This window comes from Pantoea sp. ME81, from assembly GCF_903970985.1.
GTDB lineage: Bacteria > Pseudomonadota > Gammaproteobacteria > Enterobacterales > Enterobacteriaceae > Pantoea > Pantoea communis.
Map to the genome: position 1 here is coordinate 20,303 of NZ_CAJCKS010000004.1, position 24,687 is coordinate 44,989.

The following is a 24,687-nucleotide window of genomic DNA, read 5'->3' on the forward strand; positions in this document are numbered from 1 at the left end:
TGTTAATCAGTAATAGTGACACCGGCACCGATCTGGCTGCTCTGGTCCTGAGGACTGAGCGACTCAAACTGCGCACGGCTGATAGTTTTGCCGCCCGTACCACCATTGCCACCACTGGAGCCGCCGCCTGATGCGCCGGTGCCTTTGAGGATTTGGTCTTTGTACGGGTAATGTTCGACGAGGATGCCCAGCGCTTCATCGAAACCAGCCGGTTCACCGGGGTTGCTGGCGCTGAAAATCTTGTTGCCTGCTTTGTCGTAGGCGATGACGCTGTCACCTTCGAGTTTGAAGCTTGAACCGAAGCGTGATTCCACCATGTCGGCAGGAATGTTCAGCTTGTCGGCAATGAACTTCGAACGTGCGAAGCTGCCCCCCACTTTTTCAGCAATCAGACGGCCACTGAGGTCGTCGCGCTCTTTAACGATGGGCGCATACTTATCTTCAACTGCCTTGATCGCTTCTGCGCGGACCTTTTCGACTTCACCGGCATCCACCAGTTTTTTGTCGTCGAGGTTTTTGATGACTTCCAGCGCTTTGATAGCCGCTTTCGGGTCGGCAATGCCTTCAAACGCTTTCAGGGATGTCTCCGCCGCTTCCGCGCGCTCACGATGAGATTTGGCCTCACCGTTAAGGCGTGAAATTGACTGGAGGGTGCCTGGTGCGTCAAAAGCAATTTCTTTGCCGTCATCGTTCACGTAGACAGGTTTGCCATCGGATACGACCACATGGCCGTTTTCGTCGAGTTTCAGTTTCATAGCGGGTTATCCAACCTTATCGGTGAGCCATCCGGCCCGTTTCGCCGTTCCGCATCCGCAGATTTCGGCAATAAAAAAGGCCCATGCGCGAGCGTGAGCCTGTGTCTGTCTGGCTGAGGGTCAGCCGGTCAGTGTTGTCTTGGTTTCACCCGGGCGAGGTGCCTGTTTAGCAATACGCGCCTGCTCATCAGCCCAGTTAAGTTCGATATCAATCAGCCCACGGCGTTGCATCTCGTTAAACAGCGTCTCATTAGAGAGAGCATTTGCGACATTCATATCCATGAGCAGTGTTGCTGATGCCTCTGCAAGCGTGGCAGCGCCAAAGTCGCGGAAGATGGTGACTGTGCCGCCGTCTTTCTCTTTAATCCACTCCGCCGCATATTGCAGGGCCAGATTAGCCGCATCAGTCAGGTCGCCTACAATGCGCTGTAACGCGCAGGTGCCTGCCTCGTTGTCAGCAACAGTCTGTGCGACCGTCTGACGTCCAGGCTTGATGACGAGTAACTCAGCGCCAATCTGACGCATGAGGTCTTCAAGGTCGCGCAGATCGGTGCGTCCTGCCTCAATCGCCTTGCCGGTGTGCTCGACGTATTTTAAATCGGCATTTTCGTCATCAACGAAAACCGCTGATGAGGCACCAATCGATAGCGGAGTATCAGAAGGCATGCATTTACCGAACAGAATTGGTACACGTGCGACATGCAAAATAGTCTGCTGATCGCTACGTGACTGCCAGTGCTCGATGTTGAGGAAAGCAAGCTGTGCCAGTGGCGGACGGGATTGCATGAACCCGCGCTTATCACCGTAGACCGGAACAAACGTAATTTTATTCAGGCTGGTTACGCCCTCTTCATGCAGCTGCCACTCCATGACATTCGAAGCATTGAGCTTTTGGCGATAGATGCGCCACCGGCCCGGATTCAGCACCCGGACCTGCTCAATCTCCTTCACGACAAACTCATTTTCCGGATCACGCTCACTCACCGTCTCGACAAAGCGAAGCATGGTAAAGGTTTCGCGGCCGTCAATACGCTTTGAATCGAAATCGAGCAGGCTGTTTGCCCCAATTTTTGCAAAGTAAGGGCGCAGGCCGCGCCTTTTCTCTTCAGCCACCGAAAGGTTGCCTTCGGTTGGCGGGTGCTCAACCAGAATGCCGCAGATACCGTTAGCCACAACCTCCTCACAGATATCAGCCAGGAAAGAATGCAGGTTGGTGCCCTGCTGATCGATATCCGGAAACATCTGCTGGATGCGCTCAGGCACCTTTTTCTCATCCCACGATACAGGGCGAGAGAATGGCTTACCGCTGAGAACTTCAACTGTTCGAGAGAAAGCTGGAAACAGCGTGGCCGTAGCGAGGCGGTTTTTATAAAAGCCCTCGTCTTCATTGGGCCACTTTGGCAGATATGTTTTGCCCGCATCACGCATGGCTGAAGTGCCGCCCAGCAGAGCGGCGATCATCGGCCAGCAACCGGCAATGGCCTCGATTTTTGCGGACCGCTTGCGAACGTCATTACTCATTGTGATTTCCGGTTAAGCAGAGAAAGGTCTGACGGTTACGCCTTTCGGCTGGAACAGTTCGGTGATTGCCCAGACCAGCGCATCAAGGCGGTCAGGTGACTTCTTGGCAGTAGCTGGCACGTATTCCATGAGCTGATTTTCCAGCGTGTAGAGATTGCCGCGATGTGACACCCGGCCCTGCTCATACAAAGCAGATATTGGCTCAGCGCGGGCATACTTACCTTTGCTGGCGTGTACCCTGATGATGCGACCGGTATACCCAGCATTGCGCAGCGTATCCTCGGCCATATCACCACCCTGGTTGGTTTCGATCACTATCGCTTCAGCGCGGTGCTCGTTGTAAGCCCATATGGCTTTTTTTGCCCAGCCGTTTGGAGAGAATTTACCGGAGTAGTCGCCATCGACTGAGAAAAGGCGCTCATTACCTTTTCCGTAGGAACTGGCGGCCACGATACCTGTTTCATCGCTGTCCTCATTGTTTACTGCCTGAGGGTCAATCGCGATAACAGTACGGGTCGCTTCTATGGAGATTTGCAGCGCGTGAGCGCTGGATATCATCGCCTCGTTCCATAGCGCACCTTCAGCATTGAAGCGGCGAGGCTTCTGCATATACTGCGCTTCAGCAGTTCGTCGATGCGAGAACAGCGATACGCGGTGAGTTTCATTGTGCTTGAAAGGCCATAACCAGCCATCAGGCAGGCCATGATTAATCGGTATTGCGTGAGTGTTTTCCGGGTAAAGCGCGCTGTATGACTGGCTGTTGTCGATAATCACCGGGAGGTTCAGGTGATGCCACTCTTCCCCGCTTCCGCCCCGCAGCAGGTAGCCGCTCAGGTCGTGATAGTGAATGCGCTGCATGATCACAATCATCGGCGTTGTTTCGACGGCCAGACGTGATTTGATGGTTTCGTTAAAGCGGTTATTCACACCGTCACGCACGATTTCGCTATAGGCGTCATCAGGCTTTACCGGATCATCAATAATCAGACTGCCCTGCCAGCCCGGCTCCATATGCCCGGCACGAAAGCCGGTAACCTGCCCCGCTGCTGAGGAAGCATAAACGCCGCCGCCGTATTCGTTCCACCACATTGCCTTACTGTCTGCGTCATCGCGCAGCGCCATGGGCCACATCGACTGATAAGCCTTCGACTTAATCATGGTGCGGGCAGTTGATGAGTTCAGCAGGGCAAGATTGTGCGAGTACGACAGGTGCATGAAGCGCGCACGGCGATTCAGTGCCAGCCCGCGCCCCATCATGTTGATGGTTGCCAGTTCCGTTTTGGTGTAGCCAGGCGGAACGTTGATGATAAGGCGGGTTATCTCACCGCTGATTACGCGATCGAGCGTTTGCTGAATCACTTTGTGGTGCGGGGCGACAATCATCTTGCCGCCGGTGCGCTGCTTGAAGAAGTAACGGGCGTAGTACAGCCCATCCTCTTCGCACTCTAAGCGGCGCGCATAATTCTTCTGCTCAGCAGTCGTCATCCTCCAACATCTCCCGCCGCGCAGCTTTGTATTCGTCTTTGGTCAGCGTTGCCGACTCGATTGGTCCGCCATCCTTGCCCGTATGTTCCACCTTCTGCTTATTCGTGTAAGCGTCACCGCACTCTTTCGCGGCCTGTTCAATCAGGGTTGCCGCCAGCGCCATGTTTCGCATGTTCTCAGCCTTGGTCATCATTCGGTCAAGCGTGCGAAGGCGATACGCCTTGTTGGCGATCGGGATGTCAGTGATTTCGGTCTGGAAGCGCTTTCGGGTCGTGTTAAATAAGTCGACCCACTTCTGACTCAGGCTCTTCGCCATCGCGTTAGCCGGGTCATACGCTGACACCTGCTGGCGGGTGACGGTAACCTTGAAATTCTCTTTTACAAGCTCGATCACCTTTGCTGGCGTGTCGTAGCATGCGAGAGACTGAACGATGAAGGCTTTAACCTCTGTCGATAGAGCTGCCACAGGTCACCTCCATGACAAAGCAGATAAAAGTTACGCCAGTTTCATCAGGCACGTTCCGCATGCCCTGGCTATGTCGAGGTTTGCCACTTCTGCCGGGTTGGCAGCGGCATTAATGAGTTCCTGCACATCAGCGCTTGCACCATAGCGACGAACCACTCCAGTGAATTCTTCGACATCGTGTCCGCGCATGCACAGCTTGGGTAATCCCGAGTCGCGGTAGAATTTCGGTGCGCCAAACTCATCGGTAGCCTGTGCAATGTGATAAAGCTCATGCTCTACCAGTGCACAGAATTCGAGGTCGCTACATTGTGAGCAGAAGTCACCTGCCAGCGTGATGATGAAGTCAGGTTTATGCCCAAACCACTCATAGAGTTGCTGCTCCATTCTGGCCTTCTGCCATCCTCCGGCGCGCATCATTACCTCTTCAGCCTGACCGAGTACGGTACGACCCTGTTTGGTGAATGCGGTAGCCGCCCAAAGGAAAGCTATGTCAGCCTCAAGCAAATGCATATGATCCGGGTTATGCAGCACACCATTTTCACTGATGATTTGCTCTATAACCCACTCATGTACGCCAGTTGCCGGGGTAAGTTTGATATAGGGTGCAAACTCCTCGACAAATTCGATGGGAGGGAATGGGCGATTTGAGATTACGTCATCACTTGCCATATTCACTCCAATAAAAAACCGCCCGTAGGCGGTTATGGTTACTTATTCTCAATTGCTGCTTGTATCTTATCCGCAATCTCACCAATGAGGGCGCTTAATTGCTTCACCTCATATTCATGATTTCTAGGGCCTGATTCTGTGGAAAGGCTTGCCTTAATTATATCGACAGCTACGGAAACAGCGATCAAGCGTTGATGCTCTGAATGTTCCCCGCCCAATGGCGTCGAATAATAGTTTTCTAACATACAACCTCCTTTTCATAAGTGGAGGTTACACATTAGCGTTAGGACCAGTCTGAGTGAAGAAGAATTAATCATCATCGGGTGCACTCGCAAATGCACCCTGTGATGATCAGGCCAATCCCTGCTTTACTGCTTCATCTTTGGCTATGGACTTTGCCAGCCTCATAAACACTGATGCCAGCACATAGACGATAGCTGTCACAATCCATCCACCCCAGGCGAAAAGCACTGTCATGCCAATGAAGGTTACCCAGCCGAAAAGTTTATCCGGCAGCGATTTCTTCTTGCCAGCATCCGCAAGAGCCTTCTCATAAATATCTCTTTGCTTGCCTGTTGCTTTCTCATAAAGGACGGCTGCGGCTATAGTCACAAACCCAACTGGGATTGCCAGAATGCATAGCATCCAGTTAATTGCTACGCACAAGGTCACGAGGCCATCGACCTGATATGTCAATCCATATGCCATGCCTGCAATCATTAAGATTGTGATGACGTACGCTAATAATTTTCCCTTCATGCTGCTTTTCCTTCCATTAGCGCCACCATGTCTGGGTTGGCTAACTGCTGAATGTGATCGTGCTCAACGGCCAATACGCGTTTCTCTTTCTTACGCTCGTTCATCAACCGACTTCCGATTGTTCCTTTAAGCTTTGACCGCGTTTCTTTGATGGCGAACCGGTGCTGCGCTTCCTCGCCAATCGCGGCGCGGCGACTTATTTGCTCTGCCATCCAGTTGAAAGCGGAAATGTAACTCTCTTTAATTGCCGTAGCTGCATGACCTGTGAATCCCATTACCAGCATCATCCAGCCATCTCTGGTCACGTTGTACATCAGGCGCATCTCGCCTTTCTTATCGATGTATTCAACGGGCTCATAATTGAGCCGGCTAAAATTAGGCGAGCACTCGACCTCCAGTCGCTTGATGGCGCGAAGGACGTTTTTATGCGCCTTACCAAAATACTCAGCCACTTTGAGCGATGTGGTGATCACGCCTCGCTCAGATGGCATCACCATTTGTCGAAAGTCAAAAGCGGGAATAACTGACGGATTATTCATTGCGTTTACCTTTTAGAAAGTGAGCCTGTTCGCACAGAAAAGCCGCCCGAGAGAGGTCGCCACCTATAACGGCAATTCTCAGGCTCGCTTACTGAAAGACTCTCGTTGAGATGCGCTGCGACGCGCGTTGGTTACTTCGGGCACAAAAAAGCCCGACCGAAGTCAGGCTCTTGTTAGCTGTATGGGTGACGTTTCACTTCAAGCATTGCTCGTTGATGTACTGCTGCAATCCGGCTATTTGCTTTCCGGCGGTTTCGATTCGACTTCTGAGGGTCCAATAATTTTGCTCAGCGGCGTCAGTAAGTCGGGGGCTGGCTGCATCAGTTGTGCCGGAGGTGGTGGAGGTTTCGCACCTTGCGTTGAGCTGCAACCGGCGCTTGCCAGTAGCAACATCATCACGCAACTGGTCGATAGTCGCTTGAGCACTGGCTAACTCCTTTGAGTACTTAGTATCAAGCGCAGCAACATCACGCTGTCGCACCGTCATGTCGTCAATCGTTTGCAGCCGAGAAGTAGCCAGGCTGTCAGCGGTGACGTACTGGCCGTGGTAATAACTGGCTAGCTTAGCCATCCCAACGCAAAAGAGGATCACCGCCAGCGCGCCGAATATCTTCCAGTACTTAGCAATCCACACCATCATTCACCTGCCGGGGCTGCCTGGATGATTACGGATGAAGGGTCTTTTGAACCCTTCTGCACGGCGTTCGGATCAATCGAAATTGAGCATTGCTTGCTGTTACGCAGAAACTCGTTTTCCTTCTGTAATGCACTGGCGTTCTGTTCCGCTACCGAGCGGCGTCGGGTTTCTTCATCCAGCAACTTTGCCAAACTGTCGAGGCGCTTGGTAATCGGCTCCATCTGGTCAGCGAACTTCATGTTGCGATCGTTAGCCAGGAGGAACTGTTCACGCAGGCGTGAATTACGCTCGGTCAGGTTGACGTTGTCATACCAGAGCTTGCCGACAAAGCTGATGATGATTACCGAGAAGATTGCCGGGATGAAGCGGCGGTATCGTGCCATTCGTGCTTTACCTGTCATAGGAGCACCTGCAAAGCTTTTTCAGTGCGAGCGCGGCGATCTGACAGGCCATTTGAACCGCCATTAATGACGCGGGTCAGGCCAGTAATGTCGTCGTGGTCGGCGTACTGATTACAGTTATTGTCTTTCCAGAACCAGCCAGCGGAACGGGCGGCGTTAGCATCCTGCAGAAGCAGGTCAGGATTATCCAGCAGTGGAAGCCCCAGTGCTTTACCGCACGCTTCGTAATTGGCACGGAAAGTGATTTGCTTCAGTCCACGACCGCGGTATTTCCAGCCGTCACCGTTGAGGTTATTACCGTAGCGACCGCCATAGACCAGATTGGCAATAGCAGCCTGACGCTCGGAAGAAAGAGATGCTGCACCAGGCTGGCGGCCAAGTTGCTGGCGCTGAGCCGGCGTCAGTCGTGAGTTGAAGATTTTCAGACCTTCCACGCTGTAATTCAGGCTTTCCGATACGCGGGTGAACCCGGCTGATTCAGTGCCGATCTGCGCAATGAAGTAAGCCTGACGCTTTGGCGTATCAATACCGAACTCTTTCATGGCGGCGGTGATGTGCGGAAACCACTTATCAGCCAGCGCATCATTGATACCGGCAGCATTCTTAAACTGGTCACGGGTCATCATTCAGCAACTCCTGTATCTCCAGCAGCTTTCTGCAGGAAACGCTTCTCAAGGGCTTTAATAAGGGATGAGCCAGACCAGCCTGCCATTCCGCAGATTGCCCCTGTCACTTCCTGAGGCCAGTTCCAGTAAGTCGCCAGAAGCATCATCAGGAAGCCAGCAAACACGGATACGATTAGTTGAAGGCAGAGCGTGCGCCAGCTAAAGGCATCACCACTCAGAACCTTATAGGCATAGGCCGCTACCGAGCCGAGCACTGTCATGCCCAGCGCGATCAGCGCGGCAATTAAGCCAGGATCGGATTTGTAAGGCATATTTTTCATATCCACCCCCGGAACGGGGACTTGTCCAATTAGGAATTGTCTACTTTCTGAACTGGACAAATCCGGTTAGCTTTTGAGTTGTCGAGACCTAAAAGCCCGGTTGCCGTTGGGTAGCCAATGAGAAAGAATCCGCCTGAGTGCGGATTTTTTTATGGATAAAAGAGCGCGCATCCCCACATAGCCAGGGAAAGTTTGATTTGGATTCGGGATGGCGCTAAAGCAGCAAGGCCAGCTTTGTGGCTGACCTTGAAGTTAGGTGCGGGTGCCACCCCGCTGTATTGGCGTGTTATTCAGTAATCTCACGCAATCGCAAAAGAGCGTGATTTTGAGATTTGGCGGGCAAGGCAGGATTCGAACCTGCGACCAATCGGTTAACAGCCGAACGCACAACCGCTGTGCTTCTCACCCGGATTTCAGGCAATAAAAAAGCGCCTTCGGCTGGTAACCGTGGCGCTTCTTGGCTCTCACTTGTGATGGAGTGCTTGTTACTCACTGACTTCTGACGCGAGTATAGCAGAAATCTACCAGGTCCAAGTGACGTTTGCAAGTCGCCGCAATACTTTTTTGCGACTTTTCGCATTTACGCCGCAATATCGAGTTTTTTAGGCTCGCTATTAGCCATGATTCCGTGATAAACCGCCGCTTCAAGTAGTTGCCTGCACCAGCGAACTCTGGTCTTGCTATTCTCGATGTGAAGTCCGGAGACCTTAGTTATGTACTCGGCAATTTCTTGCGCGCATTTGCGGTCGCAGTAGTATTTAATTGCCACCTGTCGGATAGGATTGCTGGGCGCAAACGTTCGACACATTACTGATTCAACCAGGTCGGCATCTTCTTGCTCGTTGGCGCGGTCAAGGAGGTTGCCTACACTGTTCTGCGGATTGATTATCTGCCAAGCCTTTGTGAATAACTCATCGCCGGAATAACCCTGCTTACTGAGATTGGTGATCACATCCATAATGCTGCTCGACTCCCGTTCATTCCACTCTTTGCGAATCATCAATCGACCAAGAATGTTTATGGCCCCAGATGGCCCTTCATATCCGCCGTATTTCGCACCCCATGCATCCAGCATGCATCGCGCCCACAACGACTGGGTTGGTGTAAGGAGCTTAACCGGTGGCAGGTGTCGCTTCTTCAGATCGGATTTGCGCATGACTTGCGCCAGCTGTGCCAGTGCATCACTTTGCATATCTAACCCCCATGATTTTCGCTGTGTGCTTGATGATCCGGTAATCAACCGGGAAGGTGTCTCGGCTTCTCAGCATTCGCAATAGCCGCCATTTATCGCGAAGATATTCGGCGATCATTTCTTCCTCCGCTTTGGTTGTGCGTCCCACGACTGAACGTGTGCTGGCTGGATGGTTGGTGAAATAGGCTTGAAGTTGAGCAATAGCCTGAGCCACTTCTCTTTGAGGTATACGGTCATCGTCTCTACCACCCAAAAACGAATGTTTTGAAGAGCAGCGCCGCAACCAGCCACGGCAAGCAGCCCGCACAAAAAACGCTGACCAGATAAGCTGCGACCTTCCTCTTGAACCCGAGGGTGCTGAAAGAAGGCATCTCATTTGGTTCATCGCCGTACTTGATGCAAATCGCCCCCATTAAGACGAACATGAGAATTGTCCATGTCGCCCCTATTGCGTTAACGATTGTCATGCTGCTTCGCTCCTTTGTTTGATCAGCTCGCGTGTTTTTTGCCGGTAGTGCGCCGCCAGTTCCTGCAACTCTTCCCGCGTCCACTTGATAACCGGGTGCGGGCCCATGAGGCGATCGAAAGCTTCCTGCCCGATTTTCTTGATCAGGTTGGGTGTGTAGTTTTCGATGTTTCCGGATAGGTGCTGATTGCAGGGAACGCACTGCTTATGGCAGTTGGTTTCGTCGTAACGTGTGGCCGGTGATGCGCCGCGGGTGCGGTAGTGGCCTGCGTCATATTTCCCTTCATGAAAACGCCCACAACTGATGCATGGTGCTTCTGCGTCACGGGTGCGGATGTATTCGTTGAAAGCGGATTGTGCTTGTTTATGGAAGTGACTGAGGGGCTGTAAGGCTAACTTGCGGATCTTGGTGTGGCGCTTCTCTTGCTGGGTTTCTTCTTTTCGTCGTCGTTCTGTTTCCTGAATCGACTTCTGCCGGTCTTTCTCCCTTTTGGCTAATGCGATTATCGTTCCACATTCTGGGCTGCACCACGTTTGATTCTGGAAGGCTGGATGGAACCATTCGCGGCAGTCTGGGTTTTTACATCGCCGCCTGACTTTGCGCATCGCTTCCTCCCTGCACCTGGACAATGGTTAGCAGATTGCCAAACACCGCGCCGGTATCGATGTAATTCAGATTCCCCGCTTTGGCTGCGAGCTGAATAGGTGTGTGCCCGAAGTAAAATGCATCCGCACCTTCAATTCCTGCGGGCTGGCCCTCAGTCAACGCATTGAACCGCGCCCGATCCCAAACCGCTCTTTGCTTGTCGATTTCGCCACCAAACTCATAAACGTCTGAAGGGTAATCGGCATGCGCAATCACGATTGTCTTCTCATTGGTTGCCAACTCAATAACGTAAGGCAGGAAACTCGCCCTGAGGATCAGCTTGTGAGCCTGCATCATTTTCTCTTCATCGAGATAGCTAAACCAATCGCCGCCGTTATGGAACCAAAGCAGTCCATCCGTTTTGCCAGTCATCGCCTCGATAGCCATCTGCTCATGATTGCCGCGCACGCATGCAAACCATTCCTCTCGGATTAGCTCGAGGCACTCCAGGCTTTGCGGACCACGGTCAATCAGGTCGCCCACTGAAATCAGTAAATCCCGATCTCGGTCGAACTGCAGTTCCTCGAGTTGTGTCATCAGGCGGTTAAAGCAGCCATGCAGATCACCTACGATGAAGATGTTCCGGTGTTTGCTTCCATCAATTCGCTGATAAATTTCAGCCATTATCGTTCTCTCCGTGCATTCTGAAGTTGTCGTCTTGCATCCAGCCGGCGCAGCAGCGGTCGCAGGCATATACCCACTCCGGCGGCAGTGGCGCACCGCAACCAGCGCAGTTGATATTTGGCGTATCGCCAGATGGCGTGGATCGGGACGTAGTCGAAGTGTTCGAAGTACCAGGTGTCTTCTTCGCAGGTTTCACAGCTCACCCCAAATCGATATTTGTCCTCGCTGGTGAGAACGGTCCTGCAACTGCAGCAACGCTTACTGCCAGCATTTCTGCTCATAGGTGTGGTCTCTCCGTGGTGGATAATTACCCTGAGGCAAAAGCGCGCTTACCAGCCATAGGCGGGGATCTGCAGCGAGTGTCTTTCGGGTCTGGATATTTCGGGAGGCGTATCGGGTGAGAAGTTCTTCTGCGGTTTCGGCGTTTACTGGCTCATGAACAAACCATGTTTTCTTCATTCACAGCCTCCTTGCGATGACCGCGATTGCCATTGGTTACCATGAGGACGCCGTTAACGACGATGTGCGCCTTGCACTCAAAGTCCCGTGAATATCGCTTTACCGTGTGCCGGGTTACGCCAAACAATCTGCTGACCTCAGACATGTTTCCTCTGGCCTTTATCAGCATCTGAGGGATAGATGTGCGTTGTGGTGTCATGCTGACCTCACTTGTGCGAGCAGGCGGTCTACCTGCAGAATCCGACACGTAGCCCGGCACTGTTCAAATATGCGGTTCCCAGATGTGCCTACGTTAAACACCAGGCCTTCCGGCTCACCCTCTGAAAGCCAGCACTCAAAGCTTTTGTGTTCCCCACTGCGGCGCACGACGCCATCGCTCACAAGCTTCATCAGTGCCAGTTGAGAGGCGTTGCGTGAGAACCCTAAGCTTTCTACATGGCTGTGAATCTGATTTGAGGTGGTGCGGCGAACATCACTTAGATGATCCTCGATGGCTTGCCTTGCGGTCATGCTGCCGTCTGTTTTCTGGATGGTCAGGTTTCTCATCTGCCTGAGGAACGCTGGCGACTTCTTCAGGCCCATAGACCGCGCTTTACCTTCAATGCCTTGTCGGGTTTTACCGAGCATGGCTGCTATCAGGTCGTTGGGTAGGTCGGAGTAATCGTGGCTAAGGAGTTCAGTTTCCTGCCGCGTCCATAGCGAGTATTTCTTAGGCATTCTGTTTGTCCTTCAGTTTTTGATAATCGCTGTCGTGCGGGATAGTCAGCACCAGGCCGAATTGTGCGCACCACTGTTCAACCTGATTCAGAAAGAAATGCATATCTCCCGTATCAAGGCTGGATGTGTGGCGTGGTTCGTAGGTGGTGACCTTCTCACCGGTAACGAAGTCGGTGTAAGTGATTTCTTCGCAGCCAAGGTAAGTGCGCTTGAGGTTGCGCTTTACCCAGTCGGGCGTTGCGTCGGTGCGTCCGGATTTAATCAAGTAGCTGCTGATTTCGCCGAGCCACATGTGCAGAAGTGAATTTTGTGAAAGGCTACGCTTCTCTTTCCACGGCTTCAGAGTAAGCCGGTAGCATTCTCCGGATTCGAGCAGCGGGAATAACTCGTGCCCAATGGCGTTGAAATTACCTCTATGAAGCTTCAGGCCCTCTTTCGGTATCTCCATTTCGTGCCTCAATCATTTTCTGCACCAATGCCAAAGCCTCATCAGCGATGCGCTTGGTCTATGGTGTAGGGTTGGTGTCGTGGATGCTGTCTATTAGTTCGTAGAGATTGCGGAGTGGGTCAGGTCTGAGGTGGATTACGTTGCTCATCTGCGCTTTCTCCATGGCGTTCGTCTCTTGGTTTGCCACGGCTCGAAGTCACGAAAAGGCTTTGCGAGCCAGGGATTGTTTCTGTTTGCTTTCTCCTCCATTGCATCAAACATCTCAATCACTTCGCGAGTGGACATGACCGAAAGTGCATCGATGATGCTTACAAACCTAACCTCCCTGCTGGTTTCCCCATCTCCACTTTCACGGCAATCATCGCCGTTGGTTTGGATTGTCATAAATCCTCCGGCGCGGCAACTTGGTACTTTTTGAAATCCTCATCGCCGGTTTCGTTATGAGCCAGGTTTCCGACTTTGTTGGTGTGGAATTGGCCTTTTGGCAGGAAGACGCGAGGAAATGCATTGTGCCAATTACCGCCTTCGTCGTTATCTTCGCCGTCAGAAAATTTAGCGGGCTGACATGCGCTGCATAGCTTCATGCCCTTACGCTCTGGCATACCTGACCAATCCATGTGTTGAGCGAACCAACCATCACACCCCTGATTTGATAGCGCAGTGTTTTCACAGCAACCGCAATGCTCGCATTGGAATAGGCTCATCCTTCCCTCCCATCATTCTCAATCACCCGATAGGCGATGATTGGATCAACACCATCACGCCACGTCCAATCCCAAGTCATCGCGTTGTCTTCACCTTGATAACCATCACGCTGAAGTCTCACTTCCACGAGAGTTGAGTCGCTTACTGGCCTTTCCCCGCCACCCCAATCAAGCCAGCCATCATTATCAATCTGAGGGTTGGTGGAGGGCTGGGGTTGCGCATAGCCAAGACCAGCATCGGTAAAGCTGATGGTTACTTTTGTTGGGTCAGCTCGTTTCGGTTGTTGTCCTGATTGACAGACAACAAACCCCACGCCGTATTTTTCTGCATCCTCCTGGGCTTCCAGCACTGGCAGCGCAATCTCAAGGGCTTGCAGGTAGATCTCTTCGCGAATTGATTGCTGTCTAAGCTTGATGCTCTCAATGGCATTGCGGCATTTTTCAGCGGTTAGTTTGTTAGTCATGGATGACTCCTTGAGGCTTTGATATTTTCTGTCCGAGATTATCCAGTTCGCCCATTTGCCAGTGGATCTCTACTAAATCACATCGTGCGCAACCGAGTGCCTCAGCTATCATTTCTGTCATCTGGTTGTCTGGACCTTCCTGCATAATCTGGTTCAGCTTCCGGCGGGATACTCCGCAGTGCTTAGCGATGCTGTTAAGAGTTACGCCATAATTCTCAGACATGGTCTTCACCATCCATCGGAAATTGCTCCAATCGTTCACAGTCACTCCCCCTTCTTGCTATTGCCGCTATTGTTGGAACGGGAAGCGCCGCCGGAGAATGCTTTGTTCATTCCCTCAATCCACTGCACCATGGCTTCAGTGGCGTTATATTTTTTCCTGCGTCTTTTAGGCACAGGAGGAGGATTGTTGCCATAAACCTGTGCCACCAACTGCTCGCGGGTCAGTCCGTGTATTACCTGTGTCATGCCGCTCTCCCATGTCCGTGCTTAGAAATCCTTCCTGAAGCAAAGAGTATTGCCATTTGAACGTGCGTCCTGGCGCTGCGCATGTGCAACTCTTCCAGCTTCCCGAGATCGACAAATACCGGCCCGGTGTAATGCGGTCGGTCAGCGCGGATAAGCGCGGTAATTGCTTCTGCATCTTCGATGGTCAAATTCATACGTCAGCACTCCATTTCATGTTCGATGTCATCACGATTAATTTGGCTGAGATTGACTGGATCTAAGCCAGATAACGCGCTGCTGAAGTAATACGGCTTCTCGGCGCCCGGAACGTGACGGGATTTGGTGCAGATGATTTCAGTGATTCCTTTGAACTCTGTCTGCGGGTTGTACTTGTCATCGCGGTAGACCATGAAAATAACGTCAGCCTCTTGCTCGATAACGCCAGACTCACGCAGGTCAGAGTTAACCGGGCGCTTGTTTGCACGCTGCTCAAGGTTTCGGTTTAGCTGTGCCAGTGCGATGACCGGGCAACGCAATTCCTTGGCGAGGTTTTTCAGGCCGGTTGCGATCTCACCCACAGACTGATTCATGTTCTCCGGGTTGGTCATTTTCATCTTCTGGAGGTAGTCCACGATGATTACGCCAAGGCCGCCAGTCTGCTTGTGCATGCGCCGCGCTTCAGATCGAATCTGGTGCACGCTCAAAGCTGTTTTATCGTTGATGTGAATTGGGGCGCCCTGAAACTCCTTTAAAGACATGCTCAGCTTTGCCCACGCCGTATCACAAGCGCTCTTGTTTTCCTCGTTGAGAAGCTGCTCTTTGCTAATACGGGCGCGGTGATAGGCGATGCGCTGGGATATCTGCTCGATTGGCATTTCAAGGCTGAAGAACAGGACGGGCTTTTTGCTGTGTAGCGCCACGCACTCAGTAACCGTGGTGCTGAACATGGTTTTACCCATGCCAGGACGACCTCCAACCACGATGAAATCGGTGTTATTGAAACCACCAAACGCCTCGTCGATTGTTTTCATGCCAAGCTGGGTGCGGTGTTTCCAAATATCACCATTGATGATCGACTCAATCTCGCTGATAGATATGTTGATGCCGTCCATGATGTGCCGCGTTCCTGACTCCTGCTGCGTCTCAATGGCGCCAATTTCAGACTGAATTCCGCCGATGATGTCTACCAGTGGAACAACACCCGGATCCTGAAGTTTGCTGATTCCGGCATTCAAAGTTGCTTGCGCCTTTCGACCGAGCGTCAGCTCTTTCAGTTTGGCTGTGTAGGCGCCAAGGTTACGTGCGGATGGGGTGTTTTTGGTGATTTCAGCTAGGTATGAAAATCCGCCTGCCATCTCAATCTCACCTGCCTGCTCCATTTCTGCCGTGAGTGTCAGCAGGTCAATCTTGGCGCCGCTGAAGTGCAGTCGCTTAATGGCTCCGATTACCAGTCGGTGTGACGAACTGGTGAAGTCATCTGCCACAAGGTTCTCAATGGCGTCCATTGCACTGTCCTGCAATTCCTCATTTGAGGCAGCAAGCAGCATGGAACCAATCACGCTCTGCTCGACGTACATGTCTGCATAACGGGTTGTCTGATTCATGCAGGAACTCCCTGTTTTGACTGTTTGTATTCCCGGCGCGCCTGCTCGTAGACCTTCGCCCAGTTTTTGGCATCGAGGATCCAGTCGAGGGTCAACCATGACTTTTCGTGCAGTCCGTCACACAGCTTGGATTTGCGGATCAGGTCGAAAACGGTGGCGATGTGCTTAACCTCGCGCCATGCGCCGTTATTAGTCTTGCCGTTCCACACGCGCTCCATACCGCGGTAAGCCGGGCGGGATTTATTCCACTCATGAGTTTCAACGGCACGCTCAGGGAATTTGGTATTCCACAGGCTGACCAATTCGTCATGCGGGCATGGCGCCGGGTTTCGCTCTGAGCAGTCATTCCACTTCAGGGCGTCAGACAGGTAGGTATCGAAACGGGTCATGCGGCACAGGTTGTTTGGCGATGGCTTGTTCTTCCAGACCTTGAATGCCCATTCCGTTACCAGCTTGACCTCTTCAGCGCTGTAGCAAACTCCTTTGGCTTTCACAGTGCTAAGGGCTTTTTCAAACGGGGCTGTTGATGAGCATCTGCTGTCGGTTGTCTGGTTATAAAAATCCAGACATTCCTGAGCGAGACCTGAATCGCCCCCTTGGGGGGTTAGGGGGGTGTTATCTTTTATATTTTGAATAATATCTTTTGTATGTTCCGTTTTGGTAACACCTGAAGTTACCAATTTGGATACATTTAATGTTCCCGATTTGGTAACAATGTTATCTATCTGGGAACAGGTAGGAATTTGCCAGTCCGATATATTTTTATTCGGCCCTATTTTGCTGCCGTCTTTCAGCAAAACCTTCATAGCAATCAGTTCATTTTTGGCGATGTTTGCCTTCGGTCTGCTGATGCGGCAAAGCTCTGCTAACTGACTGTCTGCAATGCGATCCATCTTCTTCTTGAAGCCGTATGTCTTGCGACAAACAGCGTGTGCCACCTTGGCTTGATTGCGTGTCAGATTAGCCCCGATCAGTTCCTCGTAAAGCTCCATTGCCAACATGATGAACCCGTCATCAGTATCAGCCACGCGGCGCTCCACAACCTTCAGATGAGGTTTTATTTGAGAGACGTTATTAAGAGCTGCTTCAGCCATAAAGCACCTCTTTACTGTTTACATATCCAGTTAGTCCTGGCATAATTTTCTCCAGTTATTTGTGTTCGCAAATTGCTACTAGGCTTCGAGCGTTCCAGCGCAAGGAGCCTTTTCTTTTCCCATCGCAGCGGCCACCGCCTGTCGGGCAACCTCTGCAATCAGGCTCGTTTCCCATACCTTCTCCAGCAGAACAAAAACCGTTGCCATATCGCGCAGGTTTAAGCGGCTTACTTTCGATTCATGCCATCCAGCTTCATCAGCCAAAACACGCTGGCCTTTGTGTGTCAGGCGGGAACGGAGTTCTGTTTCCACTTCATTGATTAACTTGCTGTTTCTTGCGTGTTCCATATTCGATAATTTCCATGTGATGTAAGTTGTTGCGTGACATTGCGGAATGCAGTCACGTCATTGAATCGTTTGTTTGATTACTGCCCTTTTTCAGGGCGGGGATGTTTAAGAGCGGGAACTGCTTAGGCTGCGAAGATTTCTGGGTAGAGCTGTTCTTTGCTGAGACCGGTAGCTGCGATGTACTCACGCATCTTCACTACTGGCAATTTACCGCCACGTTTCTTCAGCATGTTGATGGCCTGAGGCGTTACGCCGACCTTAGCGGCTAGTTCCTTTTGGCTACCACCAACAGCTTTGACCGCGAGGTCCAGTGGCGTTGATACCACCGTATTCACTTTGTTGATCATAGCTAACTCCAGTTGCGTTTAATCAACACCATGTTAATCCACCATGAGGATAAAATCAACATTATGATGATAGCTGCGGATAAACAGGATGTTTATTATTCTGGCTCCTTGGAGATATTTATGACCAGCATCGCAGATCGCATAAAACACATACTTAATCGAGAAGGTTTAAAGCAGAAGCAGCTGGCTGATTTGATCAGCACCAGCCCGCAAACTGTTAACAACTGGATTAAGAGAAATTCCATCAGCCGAGAGGCGGCCCAACAGATTTCTGAACGCTTTGGGTACTCTCTGGATTGGCTGCTGACCGGCAAAGGAGACGCCAAGCCTGAGCATGATTCCAGCATCCCACCTGAGTCGGAATGGTTCGGTGTTGATCCATGGGATGATGAAACGCCCGTTGACGATGGCGAAGTTGCAGTGCGATTCTTAAAGGATATTGAATTTGCCTGTGGCGACGGTAGCGTCACGGATGAGGATTACAACGGGTATATGCTTCGGTTTTCTAAGGCCACCTTGCGCAGAGTTGGCGCTAGGACAGATGGCAGTGGTGTTCTCTGCTTCCCTGCTCGTGGGGATAGCATGGAGCCCAATATTCCTAACGGTACAACTGTTGCGGTCAATACCGACGACAAGCGAATCATTGATGGCAAGATATACGCCATCAACGAGAACGGCTGGAAGCGCATCAAGATGCTGTACCGCACCGCGCCTGATACGCTGAGCATTCGCAGCTACAACAAAGAAGATCACCCGGATGAAGAAAAGCCTGCACACGAGGTAGAAGTCATCGGTCGCGTGTTCTGGTGGTCAGTGGTCGACTACTAATCCTAATTTGAATAAACAGATCCCGCTTCGGCGGGATTTTTTTCGTCCAAACAAAATAAAATCCACACAAAATCAACCATGTGAATATTTATACGCAAAATAAATCCACATGGTGTTGACTACAGAATCCACATGATGTTTAATTCACTCATCGACACAATGTTGATTAATCACCGGGACACGGAATTGAGTCCCCGCTCCTTAAAATCTGGCGCTGAAAAAGCGCAAACATTCAAAGCAGCAAGCTTTGGGTTGTGGTGGGTAGCTACTTCGTGATGGTCGCAGCTATAGCTGGTCCACGATGCCACCACAACGCCAAAGCCAACTGACAGGAGAATGACATGAACGCACAAGAACGCCGCCGTGCAGCCCGTGCTGATAAACAAACAGCATGGAAGCAAGCCAACCCCCTGTTGGTTGGTGTGAAAGCTAAACCTGATTGCCGCCCTATCCTCACGCTGAACCGCAAACCGGTTGATCGTGTGGTGAAGGCAGTCGACACCGAGACGGAGTATCACAAGCAGATTCTGGCGGGTGCGGCGAAGTACATCGGCGGTGAAGTGCAGAATGGGATGTGCTTACCGGAGATAGCTATTTTTGCCGCTGGCTATCGCAAATCAAAAGACATCGTAACGGCGAGGTGAGAAATGGAAAATCAAGACAACGAATTGAGAAAAGTTGTGCAGGAACTGGCAGACGAAGAAGGCATCAGTTTTTCAGATGCCATAGATATTTCGATAAAAGCGCTGCGTTATGAAATTCAGCGTAGAAAGTCATTTGCTGGTGAAGCTAAGGCGGGTGGTGGGTCAGGAGTACAAATATCCTGACCAAACATCGAAACGACAAACGAATATTGCAGGATCTTTAGAAGAGTAAGGTTTAGAAATGCTTTTAACTTTATCCCTTACTTCATGCGCCGCTTCACTTCTAATGCCAACATAAGTACCCGTTGGAAGCTGTTTTTCGTTTCCGCTATCTCCAACAATTGTTTTTTTAAATCCATAAGCAGCCATGCTTTTATGAAGATTTTCATAGTCTTCACCAGAAGCATCAAAGATTTCAACTCTAACCAAATAATCTGCCATAAGAACATTCCTATATTGACTGTGGAATGAGCAACATATCAGTTTCCTTTGACTGTGGAAAGCTGAGGAACCACCTCGCCTGATGTGGTTAAAAGCAGGCATAAATTCTCAAGGATGCCTAACCCGCATCTATTAGTCCCAGCGTGGACGCAGCAGACACTTAAGAGGTGAGTATGACGCTTACAGAATTAACAAAGCACTTGAGCGAAGCAAAGCAACGCAAGACGGCAATTCAGGATGTTTACAAGAACGACATCCAGAATGTGGATGCTGAAATTATTCGCTTCACTCAGCGCCTGAACATCGCTAACGCTGGCCTTGATGAAGAGATGGTTAAGCGCGGCATGGCAGTTATTAGTTTCGGTGAGGTAAAAGGCATATCAGAGCGGAAAAGTTGTGTGCGTGATGCCATGGATGATCTGGCAAATGGTGCAACGGCGCTGAAAACTGAATATTTCGGCACCAAGGACTATGCGCACTGGAGTGATCAGCGTTGCGATTGTGCTTACGGATATGGCCCTTCGCACGGTTCTGTAGTCTTTAGAATTGGTCTAAAGCATGACTATCAGGGCAAAGATTTGAACCCTGATGACATTGAATGTGCCATTTACTGCTTGCTCAACATCGACAAGATAAACGAGCAACTGAAACAACCAGCATAGCCCGCCCCCGAGCGGGTTTCTTTTTACCTTAACCGAGACATCTCCATGAGCACTCAGGATTATTGGCTGGGTTGGGCTGTCATTGCCTTGCTTATGGCGATGGGAGTATTAGCGAGGGTTTGAGAATGCGAATTAATGATTTTGAGCCAGGTCCATGGGTTCTTGGTGGATGCAGCGGAAGAATGATTACCACTCCAGACGGCTATGTTGGTGATGGATTTATTGCTGACGTGGATACGCTGGGTAATGCGCGTTTGATATCCGCGGCACCTGAGCTATTAGAGGCGCTTCAGGCGATGCTTAGCAAAGCATATAAGCAGAACTGGAACGATAACTATCCGGAAGAAGTAGAAGCTGCTCAGGCAGCCATTAGCAAGGCGCTGGGCCAGTAACAGCTGACAGGAGGACGTATGGAGTGGATTAAATGCAGTGATGAATTACCTGAATTGCGCGATGAGCTTTGTCTGGTTTATTCGTCAACTGGAGCGCCTGAAGGGTATAGCGGTTTTCCAAAAGGTGGTTATGACTGCGTTCACATTGAGGACTATTTCGGCGATGTTACCGCCGGTCTTGATGAGGATGGCAAGCAACTTTACACAAAGATGTATATCAGCAATGGGGTGACTCACTGGATGCCCTACCCGAAATTGCCAACAGAGTAGCAGCGCAATGGCTTGTCACGACAGGCCATGACGGTGATAGTCACCACCGCCTTAGAGGGCTTCCAGAACCAGAAAGCATCATCCTTTCGGCACCGCAATGGTGCCGTTCTTTTTTCCAACACCGATCAATTTCAGGAGCACTACCCATGATGAGCTATTCCATCGCGGGCGGCGTCAGCATGGGCGCTGCTCAGTTAAACGAGTCACAACTTGACCGAGTAATCGGTCTCATCCGCACCAGTGTTAAGAAAGGCTGGCGCTCAATTATCGACACTCTGAATCAGCAAGGTAACCCATGAAAAACCGCTATTTCACGAAGGCTCAGGAGCTTTCACGAGAGGCCCATCTCTTCGGCGACAAAGCAAAGTGGGCTATGGCAATGAAGCTGTTACGGAGGTCTTTTAAATGAGCCGATTCACACTGAACGCACGCGACAAACTCGAAGTGCAGAAAATTGCTGACGCCCTTCCCGATGATGAATTGCAGCAGGTGGCGGCAGAGGCCGACGACTGGATGAGTCGCAATCACGTCAACCCGCTGATGATGGCTGCACAGAATTTCCTGCAGCAGAACTACGGCGGTGCAGCGGTATCCATGCTGGACAGCGACGATGACTGGCACATCCGCTTTGATGAGCTGCTTCGCGACCTGATGGTTGATACCGGGAAGCGTGAGCGCGGTATTCACGTTGTTGTAAACAGAGCTGCGTGATGCCGGGAATTAAGGAGTAGCAACATGAACCAGCAGTTAGTTAATCAGATTTTCGACATCGTAAACCCGCTGAAAGTTGAATTTGAGCAGGTGTGCGTAGAGCCATCAGTAACTTTCAAGCGTGAGTCAGAGTTTGCGATGCAGATTTTCGCTAACAACGACTTTCTCGCTGGCGTAGCCGTGCAGAATCAGACCTCAACTCGCAGCGCGATCATGAACGTGTCGGCAATTGGTATCACGCTGAACCCGGCGCAGAAGCTGGCTTACTTAGTGCCAAGGAAAGGCGCTATCTGTCTCGATATCAGCTACATGGGATTGATGCACATCGCTCAGCAGTCGGGCGCGATTAAGTGGTGCCAGTCGGCTATCGTCAGGAAGAACGATAAGTTCATGCGCACAGGGATTGATAGAGCGCCGGCACACGAATTCAACGAGTTCGACACCATCGATCAGCGCGGTGAAATCGTGGGCGCTTATGCCGTAGTGAAGTCAGATGACGGCGACTACCTTACCCATACCATGCGAGCAGAAGATATTTTCTCAATTCGTGACCGCTCTGAGGCGTGGAAAGCTTACAAAACCAAGGGTAAGTCGTGTCCGTGGGTGACCGACGAAGAGCAAATGATTCTGAAGACTGTCGTCAAGCAAGCTGCCAAATACTGGCCCCGCCGTGACCGCCTTGATGCTGCCATCGATTACGTCAACACGGAAGGTGGCGAAGGAATCAACTTTAATCAGGCGCCAGAAAAGGATATCACCCCGGCAGCAGTCACCACCTTACAGGCAATATCAGACCTGCTTGTGAAGATGGACAAAACATGGGAAGGCGACCTGCTTCCTATTTGCTCTCAAATCTTCAAGCGTTCAATCAAAGCGGCTGATGAGCTAACAGAACAGGAAGCCGTGAAGGCTTATGACTTCCTTCAGAAGAAGGCGGCAGCATGACACCTGAAATCATCATGGACCGCACAGGGATTGATGTGCTTCAGATTGAGCAGGGAGGCGAAGACTGGATGAAACTGAGGCTCGGTGTAATAACGGCCTCAGAAGTATCGAACGTCATCGCCAAGCCACGGAGCGGCACAAAATGGACTGACATGAAGTTCTCTTACTTTCACACGCTTATTGCTGAGGTTTGCACCGGTGTGGCGCCAGAAGTTAATGCGAAGGCACTGGCGTGGGGTAAGCAATTCGAAGATGACGCAAGGATGCTGTTTGAGTTCACAGCTGGCGTACAGGTGACTGAGGCACCGATTCTCTACCGTGATAATTCTATGCGCACAGCATGCTCACCGGACGGGCTATGCAGCAATGAGTTCGGCCTTGAGTTGAAGTGCCCTTTCACATCTCGCGACTTCGTTAAATTCCGCCTAGGTGGATTCGACGCTATCAAATCAGCATACATGGCGCAGGTGCAATACAGCATGTGGGTTACAGGTAAGGATGCCTGGTTCTTTGCGAACTACGACCCGCGCATGAAGCGTGAAGGGATTCACCATGTCGTTGTAGAACGCGATGATAAGTACATGGCTGATTTTGATGAGTATGTGCCTGAGTTTATCGAGAAGATGGATATGGCGCTGGCAGAGATTGGCTTTGAATTTGGCGACCAGTGGAGGTAATCCATGCTCAAGCTACCGCAGTACCGCCGCAACAATTACCCGAATTCGGGATTCAAGGAAAAGGTAGTTTTCCAGCTGAGTAAGAAACCAATGACAGGGCGCGAATTGAGCGCCCTTTTTCATATGTCGCTGGGTCAGTTCAACAGCATCATGCGCGGCTGCCTGCGCGGTGAGACGGCGGTGATTACCGCAAGCGACCCGGTGCCGGTAGATGGATGCACCGACTTCACTTACACGCTGGTCAGCACCAGACGCATCACTCACAAAAACCCGAAGGCGATAGTCGTTTCATGGCGAGCTTTCGGCATGGCTACCAATGACAGCCAGCGCATAAACACAGAGGCGGCACAGCGCCGCGCCAGATTAATCAAGGCTGGCCTGTGGCCGGTTGGCGAATAAGGGGGAAGGTATGTCAGGAATTAAGCGTTATGACGAAGGCGGATATGGGTTAAGCAACATGGAAGAGGCTGCCGATGGTTCATGGGTGGACTATGACAGTCACTTAATGGTCGTGATGGGCCAAGAGCAGATGCTTAACGACAAAATTGCCGACTTGCAGCAAAAGCTGGATGCGGTGGTGGCGGAGAATGCGGCGCTGAAATCGGCATTCAATCCAGAAGTGATTCCTCAAGAGGGGGTGAAGGCATTTACGGAAACCGCAATCTTGGACCACGACTGGAATGATACTGGTGAATGGTCATGGGTTGAGAACGATACCGATGTTATTCGCGCTGTCCTCGAAGCTATCAAGCCAGAAACCCCGGTCACTGACGCCATCCTCAACGCTGTGCGGGCAGAGGGTGTTCATAGTTTTATTGGCTACCTGGGTGAATTGGCAAAGGAGTGGCCTCAGGCAATGGTTGCTAAGTCGCTTGAGATAACTGAGTTGAATGCAGAGTCGTTTATCAGCATCCGCTTGCTTCGATCCGATGCAACTAAAGGTGGCAGCGATGATTAGCGATGAGCGTTTGGAAGAAATCATCTATCGCGCCGAGATGTTCGGTCATGGCGCGGGTTATACGCCGGATGAAATCATCCCAATGGCGAAGGAGTTGCTGACGCTGCGTGCACAAGTGGAGCGCATTTATGATGCCGCGACCTATGGTGATGACAGTGAGTTGTTTGAAGAGATACAAGCAGCCAGAAAGCTTTCATCACCGGAACTGCCCACCGACAGCACCACTTGAGTGCTCACCTACCGATAGCAGTAAAGTAAATATTGTTTCAGTCGATTATATGTAATGAATAATCCGACGAGGGAATTGAAATGAGCTTTACATTGCGTAAACCAAGGTGCCCGCGCTGCGCCTCACATAGGTTAAGAAGCGCTCCGGGCATGAACAGATTCATATGCTACGACTGCGGGAAGATTTTTGAAT

45 protein-coding genes and 1 tRNA gene are annotated in these 24,687 nt (G+C 51.2%); 13 read left to right on the forward strand and 33 right to left on the reverse strand.

The features are described from left to right. Window positions 1-2: 2 nt before the first annotated feature. The 32 genes from H7A81_RS01385 to H7A81_RS01540 form a co-directional block, all read right to left on the reverse strand. Window positions 3-755, reverse strand: coding sequence for a DUF6651 domain-containing protein (locus tag H7A81_RS01385; RefSeq protein ID WP_182056516.1), 753 nt, complete (start codon window positions 753-755; stop codon window positions 3-5). A gap of 120 nt (window positions 756-875) precedes the next feature. Beyond that, complete coding sequence (locus H7A81_RS01390) at window positions 876-2,276, reverse strand: DUF4055 domain-containing protein (protein WP_255478861.1); 1,401 nt, start codon at window positions 2,274-2,276, stop codon at window positions 876-878. Window positions 2,277-2,288: 12 nt separating this feature from the next. Next, on the reverse strand, window positions 2,289-3,761 hold the full coding sequence (locus tag H7A81_RS01395; protein ID WP_182056517.1) for a DNA-packaging protein: 1,473 nt from the start codon (window positions 3,759-3,761) through the stop codon (window positions 2,289-2,291). Beyond that, window positions 3,748-4,227, reverse strand: coding sequence for a DUF2280 domain-containing protein (locus H7A81_RS01400; RefSeq protein WP_182056518.1), 480 nt, complete (start codon window positions 4,225-4,227; stop codon window positions 3,748-3,750). The genes H7A81_RS01395 and H7A81_RS01400 overlap by 14 nt, the downstream gene beginning before the upstream one ends. Window positions 4,228-4,257: 30 nt before the next feature. Next, a complete protein-coding gene (locus H7A81_RS01405) occupies window positions 4,258-4,896 on the reverse strand; it encodes a putative metallopeptidase (protein ID WP_182056519.1) in 639 nt (212 codons plus the stop codon). A 38-nt stretch (window positions 4,897-4,934) separates the two neighbouring features. Then, a complete protein-coding gene (locus H7A81_RS01410; protein ID WP_182056520.1) occupies window positions 4,935-5,141 on the reverse strand; it encodes a hypothetical protein in 207 nt (68 codons plus the stop codon). Between the two features lie 106 nt (window positions 5,142-5,247). Next, the gene (locus H7A81_RS01415) at window positions 5,248-5,655 is read right to left on the reverse strand and encodes a hypothetical protein (RefSeq protein WP_182056521.1); all 408 of its coding nucleotides are present in this window, start codon (window positions 5,653-5,655) and stop codon (window positions 5,248-5,250) included. Beyond that, window positions 5,652-6,194, reverse strand: a complete 543-nt coding sequence (locus H7A81_RS01420; RefSeq protein WP_182056522.1) for a Rha family transcriptional regulator — start codon at window positions 6,192-6,194, stop codon at window positions 5,652-5,654. The genes H7A81_RS01415 and H7A81_RS01420 overlap by 4 nt, the downstream gene beginning before the upstream one ends. A gap of 193 nt (window positions 6,195-6,387) precedes the next feature. After that, a complete protein-coding gene (locus H7A81_RS01425; protein WP_182056564.1) occupies window positions 6,388-6,831 on the reverse strand; it encodes a lysis protein in 444 nt (147 codons plus the stop codon). Next, window positions 6,831-7,232 (reverse strand): hypothetical protein, encoded by a 402-nt coding sequence (locus H7A81_RS01430; RefSeq protein WP_182056523.1) that lies wholly within the window; start codon window positions 7,230-7,232, stop codon window positions 6,831-6,833. The genes H7A81_RS01425 and H7A81_RS01430 overlap by 1 nt, the downstream gene beginning before the upstream one ends. Continuing rightward, window positions 7,229-7,855, reverse strand: a complete 627-nt coding sequence (locus tag H7A81_RS01435; protein ID WP_182056565.1) for a glycoside hydrolase family 19 protein — start codon at window positions 7,853-7,855, stop codon at window positions 7,229-7,231. The genes H7A81_RS01430 and H7A81_RS01435 overlap by 4 nt, the downstream gene beginning before the upstream one ends. Continuing rightward, complete coding sequence (locus H7A81_RS01440) at window positions 7,855-8,178, reverse strand: phage holin family protein (protein WP_370529931.1); 324 nt, start codon at window positions 8,176-8,178, stop codon at window positions 7,855-7,857. Before H7A81_RS01440 ends, H7A81_RS01435 begins: the two co-directional genes overlap by 1 nt. A 333-nt stretch (window positions 8,179-8,511) precedes the next feature. Then, window positions 8,512-8,586: transfer RNA gene (locus H7A81_RS01445), tRNA-Asn, on the reverse strand. A 172-nt stretch (window positions 8,587-8,758) separates the two neighbouring features. After that, window positions 8,759-9,370 (reverse strand): hypothetical protein, encoded by a 612-nt coding sequence (locus tag H7A81_RS01450; RefSeq protein WP_182056524.1) that lies wholly within the window; start codon window positions 9,368-9,370, stop codon window positions 8,759-8,761. Then, complete coding sequence (locus H7A81_RS01455; protein WP_182056567.1) at window positions 9,360-9,488, reverse strand: YlcG family protein; 129 nt, start codon at window positions 9,486-9,488, stop codon at window positions 9,360-9,362. Before H7A81_RS01455 ends, H7A81_RS01450 begins: the two co-directional genes overlap by 11 nt. A gap of 124 nt (window positions 9,489-9,612) precedes the next feature. Further along, window positions 9,613-9,837, reverse strand: coding sequence for a hypothetical protein (locus tag H7A81_RS01460; protein ID WP_182056525.1), 225 nt, complete (start codon window positions 9,835-9,837; stop codon window positions 9,613-9,615). Continuing rightward, window positions 9,834-10,442, reverse strand: a complete 609-nt coding sequence (locus H7A81_RS01465; protein ID WP_182056526.1) for a recombination protein NinG — start codon at window positions 10,440-10,442, stop codon at window positions 9,834-9,836. The genes H7A81_RS01460 and H7A81_RS01465 overlap by 4 nt, the downstream gene beginning before the upstream one ends. Then, window positions 10,417-11,097 (reverse strand): metallophosphoesterase, encoded by a 681-nt coding sequence (locus H7A81_RS01470; RefSeq protein ID WP_182056568.1) that lies wholly within the window; start codon window positions 11,095-11,097, stop codon window positions 10,417-10,419. Before H7A81_RS01470 ends, H7A81_RS01465 begins: the two co-directional genes overlap by 26 nt. Before the next feature lies 1 nt (window position 11,098). After that, window positions 11,099-11,302, reverse strand: coding sequence for a protein NinF (locus H7A81_RS27935; protein ID WP_182056527.1), 204 nt, complete (start codon window positions 11,300-11,302; stop codon window positions 11,099-11,101). Window positions 11,303-11,539: 237 nt separating this feature from the next. Beyond that, on the reverse strand, window positions 11,540-11,764 hold the full coding sequence (locus tag H7A81_RS01480) for a hypothetical protein (RefSeq protein WP_182056528.1): 225 nt from the start codon (window positions 11,762-11,764) through the stop codon (window positions 11,540-11,542). Next, entirely contained in the window at window positions 11,761-12,282 is a 522-nt protein-coding gene (locus tag H7A81_RS01485; protein WP_182056529.1) for a hypothetical protein, read from the reverse strand. The genes H7A81_RS01480 and H7A81_RS01485 overlap by 4 nt, the downstream gene beginning before the upstream one ends. Next, on the reverse strand, window positions 12,275-12,730 hold the full coding sequence (locus H7A81_RS01490) for a YbcN family protein (protein ID WP_182056530.1): 456 nt from the start codon (window positions 12,728-12,730) through the stop codon (window positions 12,275-12,277). Before H7A81_RS01490 ends, H7A81_RS01485 begins: the two co-directional genes overlap by 8 nt. A 144-nt stretch (window positions 12,731-12,874) precedes the next feature. Beyond that, on the reverse strand, window positions 12,875-13,114 hold the full coding sequence (locus H7A81_RS01495; RefSeq protein ID WP_182056531.1) for a hypothetical protein: 240 nt from the start codon (window positions 13,112-13,114) through the stop codon (window positions 12,875-12,877). Next, window positions 13,111-13,332: a hypothetical protein gene (locus H7A81_RS01500; RefSeq protein ID WP_255478862.1), complete on the reverse strand. Its 222-nt coding sequence runs from the start codon at window positions 13,330-13,332 to the stop codon at window positions 13,111-13,113. Before H7A81_RS01500 ends, H7A81_RS01495 begins: the two co-directional genes overlap by 4 nt. A gap of 98 nt (window positions 13,333-13,430) precedes the next feature. Continuing rightward, window positions 13,431-13,898, reverse strand: a complete 468-nt coding sequence (locus H7A81_RS01505) for a hypothetical protein (protein ID WP_182056533.1) — start codon at window positions 13,896-13,898, stop codon at window positions 13,431-13,433. Further along, on the reverse strand, window positions 13,891-14,121 hold the full coding sequence (locus H7A81_RS01510; protein WP_255478863.1) for an XRE family transcriptional regulator: 231 nt from the start codon (window positions 14,119-14,121) through the stop codon (window positions 13,891-13,893). Before H7A81_RS01510 ends, H7A81_RS01505 begins: the two co-directional genes overlap by 8 nt. 41 nt (window positions 14,122-14,162) lie before the next feature. Continuing rightward, complete coding sequence (locus H7A81_RS01515; protein ID WP_182056535.1) at window positions 14,163-14,366, reverse strand: hypothetical protein; 204 nt, start codon at window positions 14,364-14,366, stop codon at window positions 14,163-14,165. After that, a complete protein-coding gene (locus tag H7A81_RS01520; protein ID WP_182056536.1) occupies window positions 14,363-14,560 on the reverse strand; it encodes a hypothetical protein in 198 nt (65 codons plus the stop codon). The genes H7A81_RS01515 and H7A81_RS01520 overlap by 4 nt, the downstream gene beginning before the upstream one ends. A 3-nt stretch (window positions 14,561-14,563) precedes the next feature. Continuing rightward, window positions 14,564-15,949: a replicative DNA helicase gene (locus H7A81_RS01525; protein ID WP_182056537.1), complete on the reverse strand. Its 1,386-nt coding sequence runs from the start codon at window positions 15,947-15,949 to the stop codon at window positions 14,564-14,566. Further along, the gene (locus H7A81_RS01530) at window positions 15,946-17,043 is read right to left on the reverse strand and encodes a replication protein (RefSeq protein WP_182056538.1); all 1,098 of its coding nucleotides are present in this window, start codon (window positions 17,041-17,043) and stop codon (window positions 15,946-15,948) included. The genes H7A81_RS01525 and H7A81_RS01530 overlap by 4 nt, the downstream gene beginning before the upstream one ends. 78 nt (window positions 17,044-17,121) lie before the next feature. Next, complete coding sequence (locus tag H7A81_RS01535; RefSeq protein WP_182056539.1) at window positions 17,122-17,391, reverse strand: CII family transcriptional regulator; 270 nt, start codon at window positions 17,389-17,391, stop codon at window positions 17,122-17,124. 122 nt (window positions 17,392-17,513) lie between these two features. Further along, entirely contained in the window at window positions 17,514-17,738 is a 225-nt protein-coding gene (locus tag H7A81_RS01540; protein WP_182056540.1) for a helix-turn-helix domain-containing protein, read from the reverse strand. A 120-nt stretch (window positions 17,739-17,858) separates the two neighbouring features. On the opposite strand from H7A81_RS01540, the gene H7A81_RS01545 reads away from it, so the two are divergent. From H7A81_RS01545 to H7A81_RS01555, 3 genes are all read left to right on the forward strand, one after another. Then, window positions 17,859-18,566, forward strand: a complete 708-nt coding sequence (locus tag H7A81_RS01545) for a S24 family peptidase (protein ID WP_182056541.1) — start codon at window positions 17,859-17,861, stop codon at window positions 18,564-18,566. Between the two features lie 341 nt (window positions 18,567-18,907). Continuing rightward, entirely contained in the window at window positions 18,908-19,210 is a 303-nt protein-coding gene (locus tag H7A81_RS01550) for an antitermination protein N (RefSeq protein ID WP_182056542.1), read from the forward strand. Window positions 19,211-19,213: 3 nt separating this feature from the next. Continuing rightward, window positions 19,214-19,393 carry a hypothetical protein gene (locus H7A81_RS01555; RefSeq protein WP_182056543.1) on the forward strand — a complete coding sequence of 60 codons (180 nt, stop codon included), beginning with the start codon at window positions 19,214-19,216 and terminating at the stop codon, window positions 19,391-19,393. Here the strand turns inward: H7A81_RS01555 and ghoS are convergent. Next, window positions 19,373-19,651, reverse strand: coding sequence for a type V toxin-antitoxin system endoribonuclease antitoxin GhoS (gene ghoS / locus H7A81_RS01560; protein ID WP_182056544.1), 279 nt, complete (start codon window positions 19,649-19,651; stop codon window positions 19,373-19,375). The genes H7A81_RS01555 and ghoS overlap by 21 nt on opposite strands. A gap of 173 nt (window positions 19,652-19,824) precedes the next feature. Here ghoS and H7A81_RS01565 point away from each other — a divergent pair, with 173 nt between their 5' ends. From H7A81_RS01565 to H7A81_RS01610, 10 genes are all read left to right on the forward strand, one after another. Beyond that, a complete protein-coding gene (locus tag H7A81_RS01565) occupies window positions 19,825-20,313 on the forward strand; it encodes a hypothetical protein (protein ID WP_182056545.1) in 489 nt (162 codons plus the stop codon). 182 nt (window positions 20,314-20,495) lie between these two features. Then, window positions 20,496-20,705: a hypothetical protein gene (locus tag H7A81_RS01570; protein WP_255478864.1), complete on the forward strand. Its 210-nt coding sequence runs from the start codon at window positions 20,496-20,498 to the stop codon at window positions 20,703-20,705. An 18-nt stretch (window positions 20,706-20,723) separates the two neighbouring features. Continuing rightward, on the forward strand, window positions 20,724-20,975 hold the full coding sequence (locus H7A81_RS01575; RefSeq protein WP_182056547.1) for a DUF551 domain-containing protein: 252 nt from the start codon (window positions 20,724-20,726) through the stop codon (window positions 20,973-20,975). A 146-nt stretch (window positions 20,976-21,121) separates the two neighbouring features. Then, the gene (locus H7A81_RS01580) at window positions 21,122-21,274 is read left to right on the forward strand and encodes a protease FtsH-inhibitory lysogeny factor CIII (RefSeq protein WP_255478865.1); all 153 of its coding nucleotides are present in this window, start codon (window positions 21,122-21,124) and stop codon (window positions 21,272-21,274) included. 106 nt (window positions 21,275-21,380) lie between these two features. Further along, complete coding sequence (locus tag H7A81_RS01585) at window positions 21,381-21,686, forward strand: hypothetical protein (protein WP_182056548.1); 306 nt, start codon at window positions 21,381-21,383, stop codon at window positions 21,684-21,686. A 24-nt stretch (window positions 21,687-21,710) separates the two neighbouring features. Next, a complete protein-coding gene (locus H7A81_RS01590; protein WP_182056549.1) occupies window positions 21,711-22,631 on the forward strand; it encodes a recombinase RecT in 921 nt (306 codons plus the stop codon). Beyond that, complete coding sequence (locus H7A81_RS01595) at window positions 22,628-23,308, forward strand: lambda exonuclease family protein (protein WP_182056550.1); 681 nt, start codon at window positions 22,628-22,630, stop codon at window positions 23,306-23,308. Before H7A81_RS01590 ends, H7A81_RS01595 begins: the two co-directional genes overlap by 4 nt. Window positions 23,309-23,311: 3 nt before the next feature. Beyond that, window positions 23,312-23,707, forward strand: coding sequence for a hypothetical protein (locus H7A81_RS01600; RefSeq protein WP_182056551.1), 396 nt, complete (start codon window positions 23,312-23,314; stop codon window positions 23,705-23,707). A gap of 10 nt (window positions 23,708-23,717) precedes the next feature. Continuing rightward, entirely contained in the window at window positions 23,718-24,266 is a 549-nt protein-coding gene (locus H7A81_RS01605) for a hypothetical protein (protein ID WP_182056552.1), read from the forward strand. After that, window positions 24,259-24,495 (forward strand): hypothetical protein, encoded by a 237-nt coding sequence (locus H7A81_RS01610; protein ID WP_182056553.1) that lies wholly within the window; start codon window positions 24,259-24,261, stop codon window positions 24,493-24,495. The genes H7A81_RS01605 and H7A81_RS01610 overlap by 8 nt, the downstream gene beginning before the upstream one ends. Window positions 24,496-24,687: the final 192 nt, after the last annotated feature.